Genomic DNA, 18,742 nt, shown 5'->3' with positions numbered 1-18,742 from the left:
AGACCGCCATGTCGCGTCGACGCGACGCAACGGTGGATCTGCGCAGGGAGGAACGGCTTTGCGCGGTGACGCGCGAGGTCAAGGATCCCGATGAGCTGATCCGTTTCGTTGCCGGCCCTGACGGGACGATGGTTCCTGACCTGCGCCGGCGGCTTCCGGGGCGCGGCGTCTGGGTCACCGGAACCGCGTCAGCGGTGCGGCAAGCGGTCAAGCGGCGCGCCTTCGGGCGCAGCCTCAAGCAGGACGTCGTGACTTCGCCGGCGCTCGCCGACGAAGTGGCGGCCTTGCTCCGCCGCGATACCTTGCAGGCGCTGGCGCTCGCCAATAAGGCAGGCGCCGTGGTGACCGGTTTCGGCAAGGTCGAGGAGGCGGCGGAAAAGGGCAAGGTGGCAGCCGTGCTTCACGCCAGCGAGGCAGCTCCGGATGGCCGGCGCAAAGTCGCGCAGGCGATGCGGAGGGGCTTTCCGGAGACCTCGGCGACCGTTGCTGTCGTCGATGTTTTCGCCGAAGGCGATTTGGATTTGGCATTGGGCCGGGCACATGTGATACATGCAGCCCTCATCGCAGGCCCTGGCAGCGAAGTGTTTATGGCGCGCTGGCGTCGATTGGCGCGCTATGTGGCGGATGACGAACCCAGGGCGGGCCCGTCGGACGGTACAGTGGACGAATTGGGCACAGGGCCGCGAGGCCCGGTGATGGATGAACGCGAAGGCGCAGGATTCGAGCGGAATGAGTGATACAAAAAACCCGACCGACAAGACGCTGAGCGTGACGTCGAAGACGTTGACGCTGAAGCGCCCAGTCGAACAGGGCGTGGTGCGCCAGAGCTTCTCCCACGGGCGGACGAAGTCCGTCGTGGTTGAGAAGGTGAAGCGTCGCGTCATCGGACCGGGCGATGTGAAGGAAGGCGCTGCCGCTGCGCCGACGCCTCCCGTTGCTCCGCCCAAGCCGGCACCGACCCCGGCGCGGCCGCCACAGCGGCCCGGCCAGCAGTCACAGCGCCCCACCCAAGCGACTTCGCGTCCCACCGGCGTGGTCCTCCGGACCTTGACCGAGGATGAGCGCGACGCACGCCTGCAAGCGTTGACGGAAGCCAAGCGCCGCGAGACCGAAGAGCGTCGCCAGGCTGAGGAAGAAGCAAAGCGTCGCGCTATCCGGGAGGCGCAGGAGCGTGCCGAGCGCGAGGCGGCGGAAGCCCGCAAGCGCGAGGAAGACGAGCGTCGCCGCCAGGAAGATGACCGCAAGCGCAAGGCCGAGGAAGAGGCGCGTCGTCGCCTCGGCGCCGAAACCGCCGGCCAGCCCGCGGCCCCGGCATCCCCGACGCCGCGCGCGGAAGCGCCCCCAGCACCGCGCCGGTCTGACGCCGGCCCGAGCGACGGCGGCCCCGCGCGTCCCGCTGGGGCAGGCCAGCCAAGCGGGGCGCCACGCCGGGCGCCCCTCAATGCGACCGTTCCCTCCAGCCGTCCGCGGCCCCTTGAGGCGGAATCGGAAGCGCCGCGCGTCGTTCGTCGCCCGAGCGGCGTGCCGGGACGTCCCCCTGCCCCGCCGCCAAAGACTCCCAAGACGCCCGGGACCGACGATCGTCGCCGTGGGCGCCTGACGCTCGCCACGGCCCATACGGCGGAGGAGGAGCGTACGCATTCGGCCGCCGCCTATCGCCGTCGTCTGCAGCGCATGAAGGGTTCTGCGACCGAGCAGAAGGAAAAGCTTAGCCGCGAAGTCACGATTCCTGAGACCATCACGATCCAGGAACTGGCGAACCGCATGGCCGAGCGCGGCGTCGACGTCATCCGCCTGCTGATGAAGCAGGGCGAGATGCACAAGATCACCGACGTGATCGACGCCGACACCGCCCAGCTCATCGCCGAGGAACTCGGCCACACCGTGAAGCGCGTGGCTGAATCGGACGTGGAAGAGGGCCTGTTCGATGCGCCCGACGACGAGGACACCCTCGCGGCGCGTCCGCCGGTCGTCACCATCATGGGCCACGTCGACCACGGCAAGACCTCGCTGCTCGACGCCATTCGCCATGCCAACGTGGTGTCCGGCGAAGCCGGCGGCATCACGCAGCACATCGGCGCCTATCAGGTGACCTCACCGCTCGGAGGCAAGATTACCTTCATCGACACCCCCGGCCACGCTGCCTTCACGGCAATGCGTGCCCGTGGCGCGAAGGTGACGGATATCGTCGTGCTCGTGGTGGCGGCTGATGACGGCGTCATGCCGCAGACGGTTGAAGCCATCAACCACGCGAAGGCGGCCAATGTGCCGCTGATCGTGGCGATCAACAAGATCGACAAGCCGGATGCGAACCCGCAGCGCGTGCGCACGGAATTGCTCCAGCACGAGATCGTGGTCGAATCCATGGGTGGCGACACGCTGGAGTTTGAGGTCTCGGCGAAGGTCGGAACCAATCTCGACAAGCTTCTGGAAGGCCTGCAGCTGCAGGCTGAAATTCTGGAGCTCAAGGCAAACCCGGACCGCGCCGCCGAAGGCACGGTGGTCGAGGCCAAGCTCGATCGTGGCCGTGGCCCGGTCGCGACGGTGCTCGTCCAGCGCGGCACGCTGAAGGTGGGCGATATCGTCGTCGCCGGCGCCGAATATGGTCGCGTCCGCGCCCTCATCGCCGATACCGGTGAGCAGCTCAAGGAGGCTGGCCCATCGGTTCCGGCCGAGGTGCTCGGCTTCAATGGCACGCCCGAGGCCGGCGATCGCGTCGCGGTCGTCGAGAATGAGGCGCGTGCCCGCGAGATCACGGGCTATCGCGAGCGTCAGAAGCGTGATCGCGCCGCGGCACGTGGCGTGACGGCCGCCCGTTCGCTGACGGACATGATGCGCGACCTCAAGGAAGGCACAGGCCGGAAAGAGTTCGCGCTCGTGGTCAAGGGCGACGTGCAGGGCTCGGTCGAGGCTATCGTCGGCGCACTTGAGAAGCTCGGCAACGAGGAGGTCACCGCCCGAGTGCTGCATTCGGGCGTCGGCGGTATCACCGAGAGCGACGTCACGCTCGCGGAGGCCTTCAACGCCGTCATCCTCGGCTTCAACGTCCGTGCCAACAAGGAAACCCGCGAAGCTGCCGAGCGCACGGGCGTCGAGATCCGCTACTACAACATCATCTACGACCTTGTGGACGATGTGAAACAAGCGATGTCGGGCCTTCTCGCCCCGACGCTCCGTGAGCACCGCCTCGGCGAAGCGCAGATCCTTGAGATCTTCGACGTCTCGAAGGTCGGCAAGATCGCGGGTTGCCGCGTGCTGGACGGCACTGTGGAGCGCGGTGCCAATGTGCGCCTCATCCGCGACAACGTGGTCATCCACGAAGGCAAGCTCAGCCAGCTCAAGCGCTTCAAGGACGACGCGAAGGAAGTGGTCGCCGGTCAGGAATGCGGCATGGCCTTCGAGAATTATCAGGATATGCGCGCCGGCGATCTCATCGAGTGCTATCGCGTCGAGGAGATCAAGCGCACGCTTTGATCCTCTTCCTGGCATGGCCGAGCTTTGTCCCGGTCATTCAGACTGGTGGAACGCAGCGCCTAGGCGGCTTCCTCCAATGAACCTCGAAGGATGAGATATGCCGATTGGGATGGCCGGGGACAAACCCGGCCATGACGACGGTGATTATGAGAAGCCCGGTCCGATCCCGGGGGGTAGGAACTATGCCGAAAAAGAGATTCGACACGGGCCCCGGCCCGAGCCAACGCGCATTGCGCGTCGGCGAACTCGTCCGTCACGCGATGGCCGAGATATTGACGCGCGGCGATCTGATCGACGACGTCGTCACCTCACATGTGATCACCATCCCCGAAGTGCGGATGTCGCCCGATCTCAAGCTCGCGACGATCTATGTCATGCCGCTGGGCGGCAAGGACGAGAAGGCGGTCGTCGAAGCCCTCCAGCGTCATCGCCGCTTCCTGCGCGGCGAGCTGGCGCGGCGCCTCAGCATCAAATTCATGCCCGATATTCGCTTCCGGCTCGACGAGACCTTCGACGAAGCGGCACGCATCGATAGCCTGCTGCATTCCAGCAGAGTGCAGGCCGACCTCTCCTCCCATCCGGCCGAAGACGAAGACGAAGCGAACGCGGATGGCATGAAAGCACACCCGAATGCCCGTCCCTCAAAAGCAGATGATGAATGAGACCCCTTGAGCGCGCCACGATGAGCGACATCGCCGACGAGCCCCCCAGCTTCCCGCCCGCTACGCCCGCTTCCGGCCGTGGTGCGCAGCCCCCGCGCCGCAAGCGCGACGTGCATGGCTGGGTGGTGCTCGACAAGCCGGTCGGCATGACCTCGACCCATGCGGTAGCCGTCGTGAAGCGGGTGCTGCATGCGAAGAAGGCCGGCCATGCCGGTACGCTCGATCCGCTGGCCTCGGGCCTCTTGCCGATCGCACTCGGTGAGGCGACGAAAACGGTGCCTTTCGTGATGGACGGCCGCAAGGCGTACCAGTTCACGGTCGCGTGGGGCAGCCAGACCGACACGGACGATGCCGAGGGGAGCGTCACGGCGACCAGCGAGGCGCGCCCGGACGAAGCTGCCATTCTCGCGGTCCTGCCACGCTTCAGCGGCGACATCATGCAGGTGCCCCCGCGCTTTTCCGCGATCAAGATCGCAGGCGAGCGCGCTTATGACCTCGCCCGCGGCGGGGAGGTGGTCGAGCTTGAGGCACGGCCGGTCAGAATCGACCGGCTTACGCTCGTCAGTCACACACCGGACCACAGCGTCTTCGAGGCCGAATGCGGCAAGGGCACTTATGTCCGCGCCATCGCGCGCGATCTGGGCCTTGCCATTGGGTGCTACGGCCATGTCTCCGCCCTGCGCAGGACACGGGTCGGGCCCTTCAAGACCGATCGCTCAGTATCGCTCGAGGACCTCCAGAAGGCCGGGCAAGACGCGACCGGGGAAGCCCTTTCGGCTGTTCTGCCCGTGGACGCGGCTCTGGACGATTTGCCTTCCGTCGCCGTCAGCCGGCCTGACGCCGCGCGGCTGGCACGGGGCCAGGGCGTTCTCTTGCGAGGTCGCGACGCGCCGATCATCGAGGGGCCCCTCGCCGTGACTTGCCAGGGGCGGCTGGTGGCCGTCGCGGACATCGCGGGCGGTGAGATCGTGCCGCGGCGGGTTTTCAATCTGTCTGGAGGGCTGTGAGCGTCGAGCCACAGCTTGGAGTGCGGCGCACTCGAGCGGGACCACGCTTCACGCTGGCTTTCCCGCGCAATTCGTGTATAGCACGGCAGCATGCGGCACGCGTGCCGCCTTAACAGACCTCGCTGGACGACATCCCGGCCAGGCCAACGTCAAGGAGATATCGATGTCGATTACAGCCGAGCGCAAGCAAGAGCTCCTCAAGGATTATGGACGGGTTGCCAACGACACCGGCTCTCCCGAGGTGCAGATTGCAATCCTGACCACGCGCATCGTCAATCTGACCGAGCATTTCCGCACACACGCGAAGGACAATCACTCGCGGCGCGGACTGCTGAAGATGGTTTCGCAACGCCGTTCGCTGCTCGACTACCTGAAGAAGAAGGACGAAGCCCGTTACCGCAGCCTGATCGAGCGCCTCGGCCTCCGTCGCTGATCGGCATCGCGATCCCGCCACCGACAACGGTGCCGGGATCGTCTGGTTTCAGGCCTCGAGACGGGGATGGCGCGCCCGATTTTTAAGGGGCTCGCCGCCCCAAGGCATCAGAGCTCAAGCCCGCGTGGCATCGGATGCTCGGATGCGAACGAGAAGAGCGGTCGTTCTGATCTCGTCAGGACCAGTCCGCTCCGGTGTACAGATCGCGCGGCCGGGACGGCCAGGTCGGGCGGCAGACGACATTAGGAAGACGGCCCCATAGGGTCGAAACAAGAGCAGGCCATGTCGGCCTGCCTGATAGCCGGCTGGTTGGATCGCGCGGCTCGTGGCCAGTGACAAGGGTTAGCGGACCCGCAGTCGCGGCTATCATTCGAATCGCAGCATGGTGCTGCAATAGGCGCGTATCGTGAAATCGGCAGATCGGCCGTGTTTTGCGCTACGTCCTGGGCGGACAGCAAGGGTTGACCGCCCTTCATGAGGGACATGCGGGCTCGTCCAGCAGCTTCCCTTACACAGGTTGCTTGAACGGCCAGGCGTGTTACGTGAACGGCCGGGCCAGACGACCATGGCAGGATCGCCGGATGCTCATCAAGGATCGAGCCTCTCGCCGTCTTGCTCATGGCGTCGCCTCAAGCGGCTTCCGGCCTTCGGGCCCGAAAGACCATGAGAGATAAACCCATGTTCGATATTCAACGTGAAGAGATAAATTGGGGCGGCACTACGCTGACCCTTGAGACGGGCCGCATCGCCCGTCAGGCCGATGGCGCGGTTCTGGCGACCTACGGTGAAACGACGGTTCTCGCTACGGTTGTGGCGGCCAAGGAGCCGAAGCCCGGCGTCGATTTCATGCCGCTCACCGTGAACTACCAGGAAAAGGCCTATGCCGCTGGCCGCATTCCCGGTGGCTATTTCAAGCGCGAAGGACGCCCCTCCGAGAAGGAGACGCTGGTCTCCCGTCTGATCGACCGCCCGATTCGTCCGCTCTTCCTCGACGGCTGGCGCAATGACACCCAGGTCATCGTCACCGTGCTCACCCACGACCTGGAAAACGATCCCGACATCGTGTCGATGGTCGCGGCTTCCGCAGCGCTGACCCTTTCCGGCGTGCCCTTCACCGGCCCGGTCGGCGCGGCGCGTGTCGGCTATGTCAAGGGCGAGTACAAGCTCAACCCGGCTGTCACCGAGAAGGAAGCTTCCGACCTCGATCTCGTCGTTGCCGGCACGGCTGACGCCGTGTTGATGGTGGAATCGGAAGCCAAGGAGCTTTCGGAAGAGGTGATGCTCGGCGCCGTGATGTTCGGTCACAACGCCTTCCAGCCGGTGATCGAGGCCATCATCCGCCTTGCCGAAAAGGCCGCCAAGGAGCCGCGTGACATCGTCACCCCGGATGTCTCGGAGATCGAGAAGGCGGTTCTCGAGATCGCCGAGGCGGATCTGCGCGCCGCCTATCAGATCGTCGACAAGCAGAGCCGCTACGCAGCGGTCGATGCCGCAAAGGCCAAGGTCGTTGCGGCACTTCTTCCCGAGGAAGGCGAGGCGCGCTTTCCGGCCGAGCAGGTCAAGTCCGTCTTCAAGGAAGTCCAGGCCAAGATCGTGCGCTGGAACATCCTCGACACCGGCACTCGCATCGACGGCCGCGACGTGAAGACCGTTCGCCCGATCGTCTCGGAAGTCGGCCTCCTGCCGCGCACCCACGGCTCGGCCCTCTTCACCCGTGGTGAGACGCAGGCTCTCGTGGTCGCGACGTTGGGCACAGGTGATGACGAGCAGTTCGTCGACTCGCTGGAAGGCACCTACAAGGAAACCTTCCTGCTCCACTACAACTTCCCGCCCTACTCTGTCGGCGAGACGGGCCGCATCGGATCGCCCGGCCGGCGCGAAATCGGCCACGGCAAGCTCGCATGGCGCGCGGTTCACCCCATGCTGCCGCCGCACCATGAGTTTCCTTACACTCTGCGCGTGGTTTCCGAGATCACCGAGTCCAACGGCTCGTCCTCGATGGCGACCGTCTGCGGCACTTCGCTGTCGCTGATGGACGCGGGCGTGCCGCTGCGCCGGCCCGTGGCTGGCATCGCCATGGGCTTGATCCTCGAAGGTGAGCGCTACGCGGTGCTGTCCGACATCCTGGGCGATGAGGACCATCTCGGCGACATGGACTTCAAGGTGGCCGGTACCGACCAGGGCATCACCGCTCTGCAGATGGACATCAAGATCGCCGGCATCACCGAGGAAATCATGAAGGTCGCCCTCGACCAGGCCAAGGGCGGTCGTCTGCACATCCTCGGCGAGATGGGCAAAGCGCTGACCTCGGCTCGCGCCGAGCTCGGTGAATATGCCCCGCGCATCGAGACCATCAAGATCCCGCAGGACAAGATCCGCGAGGTCATCGGGTCGGGTGGCAAGGTCATCCGCGAGATCGTCGAGAAGACGGGCGCCAAGATCGACATCGGCGACGATGGCACCGTCAAGGTCGCCTCTTCGGATGGAAAGTCCATCACCGCCGCGATCAACTGGATCAAGGGCATCGCCGCCGAGCCTGAGCTGAACGCGATCTATGAGGGCACCGTGGTGAAGACCACGGATTTCGGCGCCTTCGTGAACTTTTTCGGCTCTCGCGATGGTCTCGTCCACATCTCCCAACTGGCTCCGCAGCGCGTTCAGAAGGTGACGGACGTCGTCAAGGAAGGCCAGAAGGTCAAGGTCAAGCTCCTCGGCTTCGACGAGCGCGGCAAGGTCCGCCTCTCCATGAAGGCTGTGGACCAGGAGACAGGCGAGGATCTGGAGGCCAAGCAGAAGGCCGAACAGAAGGAAGGTACCGCCGAGTAAGGCGCGACCTCCGTTCACTGGAACGAAAAAGGCCGGCTTTCGCCGGCCTTTTTTATTGCGGTCTTCAGCAATCGCGCAGATCGATCCGAGTCCGTGTGCAACAAATCGCCGGGTACGGGAATCACTCCGGCAAGGCGCACCCACGCAATTCACTGCGGTGGATAAACCACGAACGGCATCGTCTCTGGGTCCCGGGCTCGGCCTTGAGGTCGCCCGGGATGACACAGAAAAATTGCCCTCAGTGACGTAAAAACCGCGGCCTTCTCACAGGCCTTCGAACAAGGCCGTCGAAAGATAGCGCTCGGCGAAATCGGGGACGATGAGGACGATGGTTTTGCCCGCCGATTCCGGCCGGGCCGCAACTTCAAGGGCTGCCGCCAGTGCAGCGCCGGCTGAAATTCCCACCGGGATGCCTTCAGTGCGGGCAAGCAGGCGTGACGTGTCGAAAGCTGTCTGATTACCGACAGTTACGACCTCGTCGATCACGGAACGGTCCAGCACCTCCGGTACGAAGCCCGCGCCGATGCCCTGGATCTTGTGCGGGCCGGGCTGACCACCCGACAGGACGGGAGAATCCTCCGGCTCAACGGCGACGATATGAAGAGAAGGCTTGCGCGGCTTCAACACCTGCCCGATGCCGGTAATCGTGCCGCCGGTGCCGACACCCGAGACGACGATGTCGACCTCGCCTTTGGTGTCGTTCCAGATTTCTTCCGCTGTAGTGCGCCGGTGAATGTCCGGGTTTGCCGGATTGTGGAATTGCTGCGGAATAATCGATCCCGGGATCGAGGCCTTTAATTCCTCCGCGCGGTTGATCGCGCCACGCATGCCTTGGGGACCGGGGGTCAGCTCGAGCTCGGCGCCGAGAAGCGACAGCATCTTGCGCCGCTCGATGGACATCGTCTCCGGCATCACCAGAATGAGGCGGTAACCACGCGCGGCCGCAACGAAGGCGAGTGCGATCCCCGTGTTGCCCGAGGTCGGCTCGATCAGTGTCGCGCCCGGCTTGATGAGGCCCTGCTCTTCGAGGGCCGCGATCATGTTGACGCCGATGCGATCCTTGACGCTCGCGATCGGGTTGAAAAATTCGAGCTTGGCAAGCAGGCGAGCCTTCAGGCCACGCTCCTGCTCCAGTCGATGAAGCCGGACGAGCGGGGTATCGCCGATCGTCTCGGTGATGGAGTCGTACACACGGCCGCGGCCCGGCCCCGTGGATGCACTCGATTTGTCCGCCATGGCGCTTTCTCCGTTGCGCGGGACGTACGTCCCGGACTGATTTCAACGTTCATATAACAATAGTATGGCGACAAATGAAATATTTTACAATTCAGATCGTAAAATCTTCCGCAGCAGCGGGCGCGGCGAAGACCGCCGTCGCATCGGCCTTCCGGCACAGGTCTTCCACGGTGATCTGATCGAGCTTCGCCAGAAAGGTTTCGCTAGCCTCGCGGATCGTGGGGCCAATGACGCGATCAACGAGGACCGAGTCGGGAACCGGCAGACCGCTGTCGTCGTCGCCATCCATCGCCGCCCGCACGATATCGCCGGCTGAGATCCGGCGGCGCTCCCGCGCCAGCTCATAGCCGCCGCGCGGGCCACGTACCCCTTTCAGAATTCCAGCGCGTACGAGTTGCTGCAGCACGGTTTCAAGATGACGCGGCGGCAAGTTGTGGCGCGCCGCGAGAAATTTCGCTGCAACGGGGGTCGGCCTCGCATGGATGGCAACATCAACCACCGCGGCAACGGCCAGAAGGCTGCGCCTGGAGAGCAAGATCATGGCGGATGGCTCCTCTCGGTTAGTTCGTCACGCGCCGGTGGAGCCGAAGCCCCCGCTACCGCGCGCCGTCGCGTCGACGGTCTCAACCTCGCGCAGAGCGACCTGGATGACGGGCGCGATGACGAGTTGGGCAATGCGCATGCCACGTGTGATGACGACGGGCTCCTCGCCCAAATTAATCAGGATGACGCCGAGTTCGCCCCGGTAATCCGCATCGATGGTGCCGGGAGCATTCGCGACGGTCAGGCCTTGCTTGAGCGCGAGCCCGGAGCGAGGCCGCACCTGCCCCTCGTATCCGCGCGGCAAAGCAATCACGAGCCCAGTGGGCACAAGCGCGCGGGCGCCCGGCTGCAGCGTCAGGGGCTGGCCATCGGGTACGGCCGCCGTCAGATCAAGTCCGGCCGCGTCCGGTGTCTCGTATCGCGGTAACGGGAGACCCTCGGCGTGCGCCAGGCGGCGCAACCCCACTTCAACGCTCATACATTATTCTCCTGGAATACGCGTGCGATACGTTCCACCAGCCGCGCGGCGACCTCGGTCTTCGGCAGATCAGGCCAGTCCTCGACCGCATCAGCGGTCACCACATGCACCGTATTGTTCTCTCCGCCCATGATGCCCGTGGCGTGGCTCACGTCATTGGCGATGATCCAGTCGCAACCCTTGCGCTGACGCTTGGCCTGAGCGTAGGCGACGACGTTTTCTGTTTCGGCGGCGAAACCCACCACGAGCCTTGGTCTATTCACGCGGCGGTGCGCGACAGTCGCCAGAATGTCGGGGTTTTCGACCAAGGCGAGCTTTGGCGCGGTGCCCGTCTTCTTCATTTTCTGCAGGGCTTCGCCCGCCACCCGCCAGTCGGCGACAGCCGCGGTGAAAATGCCGACATCAGCCGGCAACGCCGCCTCGACCGCCTCGAGCATCTCCACGGCCGTCTCCACATGGTGAACCGTTACGCCCGCTGGATCGGGAATCGATACTGGACCCGAAACGAGGATCACTTCGGCACCCTGGGCCGCGGCAGCCGCCGCGATGGCATGCCCCTGGCGGCCGGAGGAGCGATTGGCAATATAGCGGACGGGGTCAATCGGCTCATGCGTCGGCCCTGAGGTAATGACGACCCGCCTGCCCGCGAGAGCTCGTTTTGCATCCGATCGGCCGGCCGTGCCTTCCAACGCCTGCTCTATCGCGGCAACGATCTCCAGCGGCTCGGCCATGCGCCCCGGACCTTCCTCGCCGCGCTCGGCCATTCGCCCGCTGTTGGGACCCACGACACGCACGCCGTCTGCCAAAAGCTGGGCCATGTTGCGCCGTGTGGCTGGATGCTCCCACATGCGTGGGTTCATCGCCGGCGCGACCAGAATGGGCTTATCCGTCGCGAGCAGTGCCGTGCTCGCGAGATCGTCCGCGTGACCCTGAGCCATCTTGGCAAGGATATCTGCGGTCGCCGGTGCGACAACCAGAAGGTCTGCCTGCCGCGACAAAGCAATATGGCCGATATCCGCTTCATCTGTCAGGGAGAACATGTCGGTGAAGGCGCGTTCGCCGCACAGGCTGCCGACAGACAAGGGCGTGATGAACTCGGCGCCGCCACGCGTCAGGATCGCGCGGACGGCGTAGCCCCGCTCCTTCAAGCGACGGATCAGATCGAGAGACTTGTAGGCCGCGATCCCGCCGGCAATGATGAGAAGAATACGCTTCTGCAATCCAAAACTCCGGCGCCTCTTGCTTGCGCGTTGCGCCCACGATTAGCACATTCCAAGCGCGGGCTTTACCCCATTTCGCAGAATTCAGCGCGAAATAACGGTCTTTACATGGCGAGCCAGATTAAGCCGAGCAGAGCGACAATCAGCCAGAGCGCGACTGTGCGTGCACGCCCCCCACGTGCTTCCGCTCGGCCAATGGCCGCGACACTGTCCTGATCGAGATGGACACCTTCCCGAGCCATCCGTTCCACGTCGGCCACCAGGCGTTCGCCACGGGTGAGCAGACCCGGGAGATGGCCGAGGAAGCCCCCGAACTCGCGGGCATTGCGACTGATATCCGCCAGCCGCCCGAGAGGCCCAAGGTTCTGCTCGATCCAGCTCCGGACCACGGGATCGGCTGTGGACCACATGTCAAGCTTCGGATCGAGATTGCGCGCCACGCCCTCGACCACGACCATCGTCTTCTGGAGCATCACCAGCTCCGTGCGAGTCTGCATGTCGAAGAGCGCCGTGATCTCGAAGAGAAGAGTCAGCAGCTTCGCCATTGAGATCTCGTCCGCGCGCCGCTTGTGGATCGGTTCGCCGATGGCGCGGATCGCCTGGGCGAAATCAGCGACGCTATGGCGATGCGGCACATAGCCGGCCTCGAAATGCACCTCTGCAACACGCTGATAGTCGCGGGTAATGAAGCCGTAGAGGATCTCCGCGAGGAAGCGGCGCTCCTCCAGACTCAAGCGCCCCATGATGCCGCAATCCACGGCGACGAGCCGACCGTCGGGCGCCGCGAAGAGATTGCCGGGATGCATGTCGGCGTGGAAGAAGCCGTCGCGCAGGGCTTGACGCAGGAAGGTCTGGATCACCGCGCGTCCGAGCGCGACGCGGTCATGCCCTGCCGCCTCGATGCCGGCAAGATCGGAGAGGGGCAGACCTTCCACCCATTCGTTGACCAGCACGTCGCGGCCGGTCATGTCCCATTCAACGGCCGGCACGCGGAAATCAACGTCTGCCGCAGTATTCTGGGCGAGCTCTGAAAGCGCGGCCGCCTCCAGCCGAAGATCCATCTCCATGACGACGGAGCGCGCCAGCGTCTCAACGACCTCAACCGGCTTGAGGCGGTGCATGTCCGGCAGAAAACGCGCTGCCAGCCGGGCCCCGAACCGCATGGCAGAAAGATCCGCGTTGAAGCGCTCGCGCACGCCGGGGCGCAGCACCTTCACCGCGACCTCGCGGCCACCCCGCGCGTCAACGAGCCGGGCGCGATGCACCTGGGCGATGGAGGCGGCTGCAACCGGATCGCTGAAACTGGCGAAGACCTGGACGAGCGGCTGCCCGAGCGTTTCCTCAACGATCGCGACCGCCTGGGCCTTTGGGAAAGCAGGCATTCGATCCTGCAGCGCCTCGAGATCGCGCGCCACGCGAATGCCCACGACATCGGGACGGGTCGCCAGGAACTGGCCGAACTTGACATATGAGGGACCGAGCCGCGTCAATGCGGCGGCCAGGCGTTCTGCACCATCGCCACGACCGCGTCGCTCGATAAGCCGCGCGATCCGAACGCCGGCCCTTGCCGCCGGCGGTAAGAGGGACTGGTCGAACAGGCCAAAGGCCCCCTCGCGCGCCAGCACGAAGCCTACCCGGGCGAAGGACACGATATGCCAGATATCGGAAAGCGCCACCTATCGCCTCCCCCGCGCGCCAGACCAGCCGGATGGACAACCCATCAAAGCTTCCACGCCGAATGGAGCGCCACAACGCCCAGGGTCATCGGACGATAGCTCACCGAGCGGAAGCCGGCATCTTCCAGCATGGTGGAAAAGGCCTGGGGCGTCGGAAAGCGGCGGATTGACTCGACAAGGTAGCGATAGGGCTCGGCATCACCGGTCACCATGCGGCCCACAGCCGGGATGACATTAAAGGAGTACGCGCGATAGAACGCGTCCGCGCCGGGCACATCGACATGGCTGAACTCGAGGCATAGCAGCCGTCCACCCCGCTTCAGCACGCGATAGGCTTCGGCCAGCGCCTTGTCGATGCGCGGCACGTTGCGAATGCCGAACACCACCGTATAAGCGTCGAATTCACGATCGCCGAAGGGAAGCGTCTCCGCGTTCCCGGCCACGAAGGTGATACGATCACCATACCGCGCTCCCGCGCGATCCCTGCCGACCTCCAGCATGTCTCCATTGATATCGAGCACAGTGACGCGTGTCTCCGGCCCGCCCGCGTCGAGCACCCGGAAGGCAACGTCCCCGGTGCCGCCCGCCACGTCGAGATGGGCGAAGGGGCGGCTCCGCGGCGGTCGCAGCGACGAGACCAGCGCGTTCTTCCAAGCGCGATGCAGGCCGCCTGACATGAGATCGTTCATCACGTCGTAACGGCGCGCGACCTTGTGGAAGACGTCGTTCACGAGCGTCTGCTTTTCATCGAGGGGCACCTCGGAAAAGCCGAAATGCGTCAGGTCATTCGCCGGGGTCACCGTGATATCGCATCCCTATTAAAAACTGCTGATGCAGTCGAAATCGCCCGAACATAGATCAAGAGCCCCAAAAGGGGAAAGTGCCATTCGGTCGCTCTCCGCCTCTATCTTATTGGAAATGATCGCATTCCGTGGGATGTGAGATGATATCACGCCTTGCGTGCGGATGCGGCGTGATCGGCGTCTGCCTCCTCTGGCACAACGGCTCCGGACGAGGCCGACCCAGCCAACGCATCTCCTTAAATCATCTCGCGACAAGGCTCGGCCCGCCATGGTCGTCCTGGCGAGCGACCGCTCTGGTATCCGCGCTTGCCTGTTGCTATCTGAGGCTCACCCATTGGATCGACGCTGCGGCAGTGCAGCGCAGCAGGACATCTATGCCCGAACTTCCCGAGGTTGAAACCGTCAGGCGCGGCCTGGAACCGGCCATGGTCGGAGTGGTGATCACATCTGTCGAACAGCGACGGCCGAACCTGCGATTTCCCTTTCCCGAGCACTTCCCGGACAGGCTGCGCGGCCAAAGCGTCCTCGGCCTCGGGCGACGCGCCAAGTACCTCCTCGCCGACCTCTCCAGCGGCGACGTCCTTATCATGCATCTCGGGATGAGCGGCCGCTTCCTGATCGAAGCGAAGGACGGGCGCGCGATGCCGGGCGCCTACCATCACCAGGCAGGCGGCGACCGCCGCCATGATCACGTGGTGTTTCACCTCTCCAACAGGCTGACCATCACCTACAACGACGCGCGGCGCTTCGGCTTTATGGTGCTCGTGCCACGGGCGGATCTGCTGCAGCATCCGCTGATCGCCAAGCTTGGCGTGGAACCTCTCGGCAACGAGCTGGATGCCGAGTTGCTCGCCCGCCTGATGGCCGGGCGGCAAGCTCCCCTGAAAGCCGCCCTCATGGACCAGGGGCTGATCTCCGGTCTTGGCAATATCTATGTCTGCGAGGCGCTGCATCGGGCCGGACTTTCACCCGCTCGAGCGGCGGGCTCGCTCGTTACGGCGGCTGGCCGGCCAACAGCGGGTGCGAAGCGACTGGCAACCGCAATCCGCGAGGTCTTGTCCGAGGCAGTCGCTGCCGGCGGTTCCAGCCTGCGCGACTATGCGCAGCCGAATGGCTCGCTCGGCTATTTTCAGCATGGCTTCCGGGTCTACGACCGGGAGCAGGATCCCTGCCCCACGCCGGGATGCCGCGGCACGATCTCGCGGATGACCCAGGCTGGGCGCTCGACATTCTTCTGCGCTAGCTGCCAGCGGTGATGGCTTCCAGCACAGGCGTCGCCCCTTCACCGTCCTATCAGGTCCGCCTCTGTCGGGCCGGCATGCAGAAGAATGCAAGACGAGCGTTGACGCTTGGACCGCGAGGCCGTATAAGCCGCCCATCAGGATGGGTGGCGTTCGGCGCTGCCCTCTTTCACTGTTAACAACTGCCGATCCCGATCGCTCGCCGCTACCGGTTGTGCGGACAGATCGGGGACGATCAAGAGGTTAGAGATGGCTAATACCGCGTCGGCCAAGAAGGCGGCTCGCAAGATTGCACGCCGCACGGCCGTGAATAAGGCGCGTAAGAGCCGCGTCCGCACCTTCCTCCGCCGTGTCGAGGAAGCCATCGGCAGCGGCGACAAGGCCGCCGCCGTTGTGGCCCTGCGCTCGGCTGAGCCCGAGTTGATGCGCGCCGCTCAGAAGGGCGTCGTGCATAAGAACACGGCGTCGCGGAAGGTGTCTCGCCTGGCGAGCCGCATCAAGGCGCTCAGCGCTTAATCGATACTGTCGATCGATACTATTCGATTGCTTTGAAAAGTCCGGCTTTTGCCGGACTTTTTTTATTCCACGCCGTCGAATACGCATTTCAGGCGCTACATGCGCTGCTTTTACTCTTGACAAACAATTGCTGAATCGCGGGCATCTCGCAAACCCAACTGCGCAGATAAAACGCCGTCAGAACAGATCCTTAGCGGGCAAAGGGTGTGGCGAGGGGCGAATCTGCCCCCGGGGATGTGAGGACGGACGACCTATCGTGTCGCAAATCATTTCCCTAGGCTGGCGATTCAGCTTGAGCTGAGCCATTACGAAAACCGAGCATCAACAACAATTTACACTGTTTGCAAGCTGCCCTGCGGTCGCCGCAACTCGCCGGCAGGTGAGCTTTGGCGCCTCCACAACCGTTTGATGTGTTGCGCCCGCCCAAGAGGGTGTCGTAGTGTTAGGGAACTTGAGGCTTTCGCCTTGAGGCCTTCAGCGGGAAAGTTGGAAGAATTCAACCTCTTTTTCAGGAGGGGGCGGTGATTTTTTGTCTGTTCAACAGCTGTCAGGTCGCTCTATATACATCCTGCGACCTCTGCTTATCGAGCAGTGTGGAAAGCATCGTCACAGATTATGCCGGTGTTATGCGGCTTCCTGATCTGTAAAGTTCTTGGTTGCTGCGCACCTGGTCCCGTTGACTCTGCGTAATTTCGAAACAGTCTCCGCACGCCTCTTGTTGCGTACCTTTTTAAGGGCAGGCGCGGCTTAAGGTTTGTTCGTTGGAGATCCAACAGCGGCACAATCGTCGATTGTGCCGTGGAGATGGTTTGCGCTCAGAGGTCGGGCGTTAAAACAAAAAAAGGAGCTGCGGTCGATGTATAAGGTGAACGAAGGGACGAAACTCGCCGGAGAACGTGGAAGCCCTGAAAAGGGCCCTTTGTCCGGCCAGGGTTTACGGCCTTCCGAAGCCTTAGCAACAGCGGCGCGTGGTCCCGGTATCAGTCCGGGCAACCTTGGCGATGTCCTCAAGGGAAGCGCCAAGGTCACGCATGGTTTGGGGTCGAGTATCTTGGGAAATGGTGCGTTGGGAAGCGGTGTTTTGGGGAAGGGTGACTTGGCGAAGGGTGGCATGGGGGCTGCGGTGGTGAGCACGAGCGCCGTTGGCGATCAGCCGGTATTCGGTGAGCCTTGGACGCGGGTGCGGCGCCGGCTGCGCGTCGAGCTGGGGGAAGATGTTTTTACCAGCTGGTTCGGACGTCTCGAGCTGGATGGCGTGACCGAGGGCGTCGCGCGCCTGACCGTGCCCACGCGTTTTCTCAAGAGCTGGATCGAGTCCCACTATGCTGACCGCGTGCTGAACCTGTTCCGCGCCGAATGCGCGGAAGTGACCCGTCTCGCCTTATCCGTCCGTGGCTCGGTGAACCGTGACGCTGTCGCAGCGGCGCGGCCGGCGGAGCCCCCCGCGCCGCGTCCAGCCGTCGCACGCGAGGGGTTTGCGGAGGCGAGCGTCACACAGCCGGTTTTCGAGAAACCGGTTGCAGCGGCGGTGGCACAGCGGAGCGAAGGCTCTGACCTCACGGGCAACCCGCTCGACAGCCGCCTGACGTTCGAGTCCTTCATCGTTGGCCGCTCCAATGCGCTCGCGCATGCTGCCGCTGAGCGGGTGGCGCGAGATGATGGCGCGACGCCCCTCTATAACCCACTTTATCTCCACGCAGGCGTTGGCCTCGGCAAGACGCATCTGATCCAGGCCGTGGCCCACGAAGCGCAACGCTGCGGAAAGCGGGTCATCTATCTCACCGCCGATCGCTTCATGTATGGCTTCGTGGCGGCGCTCAAGGCGCAAACCGCACTCGCCTTCAAGGAAAAGCTTCGCGGCATCGATCTTCTCGTCATCGATGACGTGCAGTTCCTGCAAGGCAAGTCGATCCAGCAGGAGTTCGGCCATACCATCAACGCTTTGCTCGATGCCGGCCGGCAGATCGTCGTCGCCGCGGATCGTCCGCCCGCTGATCTCGAGGCGCTGGACGAGCGCGTTTGCTCACGCCTTGCCGGTGGGCTCGTGGTCGAGATGGCCTCGCTGGACGAGGAACTGCGCAATCGCATCCTGATGGCGCGGATCGCGGCGGTGCAATCCGTCCATCCGGCCTTCTCTGTGCCGGCACCCGTGGTGTCCTACGTCGCGCGCGTGATCACGACCAATGGCCGTGATCTCGACGGTGCCGTTAACCGCCTCCTGGCGCATTCCACCCTGTCGGGGTCGGAGATGTCTTTGGAGACAGCCGAGGCTGCTATCCGCGACCTCGTGCGTACCAAGGACCCCAAGCGCGTCAAGATTGAGGACATCCAGAAGCTGGTAGCCAGCCGGTACAATGTCTCGCGTGCCGACATTCTGTCCGAGCGCCGAACGGCGGCCGTGGTCAAGCCCCGCCAGATCGCAATGTATCTGTCCAAGATCCTGACCTTGCGTTCGCTGCCGGAAATCGGCCGGCGCTTCGGCGGACGGGACCACACCACCGTGCTCCATGCGGTGCGGAAGATCGAAAAGGCCGTCGGCGACGACAGCTCATTGAACGAAGAGGTCGAGCTCCTGAAGCGCATGCTGCAGGAGTAAGTCTCCCGGAAAGCGGCCGCTCCCGGGCGGC

Annotated in this window: 15 protein-coding genes; 9 read left to right on the top strand and 6 right to left on the bottom strand. The window is 64.1% G+C overall.

Annotated elements, in window-relative coordinates; genetic code table 11:
* Positions 1-8 precede the first annotated feature (8 nt).
* The 6 genes from KIO76_RS07380 to pnp all read left to right on the top strand — a co-directional run bounded on the left by KIO76_RS07380 (position 9) and on the right by pnp (position 8,402).
* On the top strand, positions 9-737 hold the full coding sequence (locus KIO76_RS07380; RefSeq protein ID WP_213322250.1) for an RNA-binding protein: 729 nt from the start codon (positions 9-11) through the stop codon (positions 735-737).
* A complete protein-coding gene (gene infB / locus KIO76_RS07375) occupies positions 730-3,474 on the top strand; it encodes a translation initiation factor IF-2 (protein ID WP_213322249.1) in 2,745 nt (914 codons plus the stop codon). The genes KIO76_RS07380 and infB overlap by 8 nt, the downstream gene beginning before the upstream one ends.
* A gap of 182 nt (positions 3,475-3,656) precedes the next feature.
* On the top strand, positions 3,657-4,136 hold the full coding sequence (gene rbfA / locus KIO76_RS07370) for a 30S ribosome-binding factor RbfA (protein WP_213325125.1): 480 nt from the start codon (positions 3,657-3,659) through the stop codon (positions 4,134-4,136).
* A gap of 20 nt (positions 4,137-4,156) precedes the next feature.
* On the top strand, positions 4,157-5,143 hold the full coding sequence (gene truB / locus KIO76_RS07365; RefSeq protein ID WP_249729789.1) for a tRNA pseudouridine(55) synthase TruB: 987 nt from the start codon (positions 4,157-4,159) through the stop codon (positions 5,141-5,143).
* 163 nt (positions 5,144-5,306) lie between these two features.
* The gene (gene rpsO, locus KIO76_RS07360; RefSeq protein WP_213322245.1) at positions 5,307-5,576 is read left to right on the top strand and encodes a 30S ribosomal protein S15; all 270 of its coding nucleotides are present in this window, start codon (positions 5,307-5,309) and stop codon (positions 5,574-5,576) included.
* A 678-nt stretch (positions 5,577-6,254) separates the two neighbouring features.
* Positions 6,255-8,402 carry a polyribonucleotide nucleotidyltransferase gene (pnp, locus tag KIO76_RS07355; RefSeq protein WP_213322243.1) on the top strand — a complete coding sequence of 716 codons (2,148 nt, stop codon included), beginning with the start codon at positions 6,255-6,257 and terminating at the stop codon, positions 8,400-8,402.
* 264 nt (positions 8,403-8,666) lie between these two features.
* Here the strand turns inward: pnp and cysK are convergent, their stop codons facing one another.
* From cysK to ubiE, 6 genes are all read right to left on the bottom strand, one after another.
* Positions 8,667-9,638 carry a cysteine synthase A gene (cysK, locus tag KIO76_RS07350; RefSeq protein ID WP_213322240.1) on the bottom strand — a complete coding sequence of 324 codons (972 nt, stop codon included), beginning with the start codon at positions 9,636-9,638 and terminating at the stop codon, positions 8,667-8,669.
* Positions 9,639-9,729: 91 nt separating this feature from the next.
* Positions 9,730-10,179, bottom strand: coding sequence for an RrF2 family transcriptional regulator (locus KIO76_RS07345; protein WP_213322238.1), 450 nt, complete (start codon positions 10,177-10,179; stop codon positions 9,730-9,732).
* A 27-nt stretch (positions 10,180-10,206) separates the two neighbouring features.
* Entirely contained in the window at positions 10,207-10,659 is a 453-nt protein-coding gene (gene dut, locus KIO76_RS07340) for a dUTP diphosphatase (protein WP_213322236.1), read from the bottom strand.
* Positions 10,656-11,879 (bottom strand): bifunctional phosphopantothenoylcysteine decarboxylase/phosphopantothenate--cysteine ligase CoaBC, encoded by a 1,224-nt coding sequence (gene coaBC, locus KIO76_RS07335; RefSeq protein ID WP_213322234.1) that lies wholly within the window; start codon positions 11,877-11,879, stop codon positions 10,656-10,658. Before coaBC ends, dut begins: the two co-directional genes overlap by 4 nt.
* Before the next feature lie 104 nt (positions 11,880-11,983).
* Positions 11,984-13,555, bottom strand: a complete 1,572-nt coding sequence (gene ubiB, locus KIO76_RS07330; protein ID WP_213322232.1) for a 2-polyprenylphenol 6-hydroxylase — start codon at positions 13,553-13,555, stop codon at positions 11,984-11,986.
* Between the two features lie 44 nt (positions 13,556-13,599).
* The gene (gene ubiE, locus KIO76_RS07325) at positions 13,600-14,355 is read right to left on the bottom strand and encodes a bifunctional demethylmenaquinone methyltransferase/2-methoxy-6-polyprenyl-1,4-benzoquinol methylase UbiE (RefSeq protein ID WP_213322230.1); all 756 of its coding nucleotides are present in this window, start codon (positions 14,353-14,355) and stop codon (positions 13,600-13,602) included.
* Positions 14,356-14,732: 377 nt separating this feature from the next.
* On the opposite strand from ubiE, the gene mutM reads away from it, so the two are divergent.
* The 3 genes from mutM to dnaA all read left to right on the top strand — a co-directional run bounded on the left by mutM (position 14,733) and on the right by dnaA (position 18,711).
* Positions 14,733-15,614, top strand: coding sequence for a bifunctional DNA-formamidopyrimidine glycosylase/DNA-(apurinic or apyrimidinic site) lyase (gene mutM, locus KIO76_RS07320; protein ID WP_213322227.1), 882 nt, complete (start codon positions 14,733-14,735; stop codon positions 15,612-15,614).
* Positions 15,615-15,848: 234 nt separating this feature from the next.
* A complete protein-coding gene (gene rpsT / locus KIO76_RS07315) occupies positions 15,849-16,115 on the top strand; it encodes a 30S ribosomal protein S20 (RefSeq protein WP_213322225.1) in 267 nt (88 codons plus the stop codon).
* A 1,111-nt stretch (positions 16,116-17,226) separates the two neighbouring features.
* Positions 17,227-18,711: a chromosomal replication initiator protein DnaA gene (dnaA, locus tag KIO76_RS07310; protein ID WP_213325124.1), complete on the top strand. Its 1,485-nt coding sequence runs from the start codon at positions 17,227-17,229 to the stop codon at positions 18,709-18,711.
* Positions 18,712-18,742 lie beyond the last annotated feature (31 nt).

Origin of the sequence: Chelatococcus sp. YT9 (assembly GCF_018398315.1) — a bacterium.
Taxonomy (GTDB): domain Bacteria; phylum Pseudomonadota; class Alphaproteobacteria; order Rhizobiales; family Beijerinckiaceae; genus Chelatococcus.
The sequence above is the reverse complement of the archived record's forward strand: the minus strand, read 5'-3'. Positions and strand labels throughout refer to the sequence as shown.

What these genes read in the sequence shown, in the direction of transcription:
- dut (WP_213322236.1), bottom strand. Translation starts at nt 10,659, where the DNA reads ATGAGCGTTGAAGTGGGGTTGCGCCGCCTGGCGCACGCCGAGGGTCTC.
- KIO76_RS07380 (WP_213322250.1), top strand. Translation starts at nt 9, where the DNA reads ATGTCGCGTCGACGCGACGCAACGGTGGATCTGCGCAGGGAGGAACGG.
- pnp (WP_213322243.1), top strand. Translation starts at nt 6,255, where the DNA reads ATGTTCGATATTCAACGTGAAGAGATAAATTGGGGCGGCACTACGCTG.
- KIO76_RS07345 (WP_213322238.1), bottom strand. Translation starts at nt 10,179, where the DNA reads ATGATCTTGCTCTCCAGGCGCAGCCTTCTGGCCGTTGCCGCGGTGGTT.
- rbfA (WP_213325125.1), top strand. Translation starts at nt 3,657, where the DNA reads ATGCCGAAAAAGAGATTCGACACGGGCCCCGGCCCGAGCCAACGCGCA.
- rpsT (WP_213322225.1), top strand. Translation starts at nt 15,849, where the DNA reads ATGGCTAATACCGCGTCGGCCAAGAAGGCGGCTCGCAAGATTGCACGC.
- truB (WP_249729789.1), top strand. Translation starts at nt 4,157, where the DNA reads ATGAGCGACATCGCCGACGAGCCCCCCAGCTTCCCGCCCGCTACGCCC.
- infB (WP_213322249.1), top strand. Translation starts at nt 730, where the DNA reads ATGAGTGATACAAAAAACCCGACCGACAAGACGCTGAGCGTGACGTCG.
- dnaA (WP_213325124.1), top strand. Translation starts at nt 17,227, where the DNA reads ATGGGGGCTGCGGTGGTGAGCACGAGCGCCGTTGGCGATCAGCCGGTA.
- mutM (WP_213322227.1), top strand. Translation starts at nt 14,733, where the DNA reads ATGCCCGAACTTCCCGAGGTTGAAACCGTCAGGCGCGGCCTGGAACCG.
- rpsO (WP_213322245.1), top strand. Translation starts at nt 5,307, where the DNA reads ATGTCGATTACAGCCGAGCGCAAGCAAGAGCTCCTCAAGGATTATGGA.
- cysK (WP_213322240.1), bottom strand. Translation starts at nt 9,638, where the DNA reads ATGGCGGACAAATCGAGTGCATCCACGGGGCCGGGCCGCGGCCGTGTG.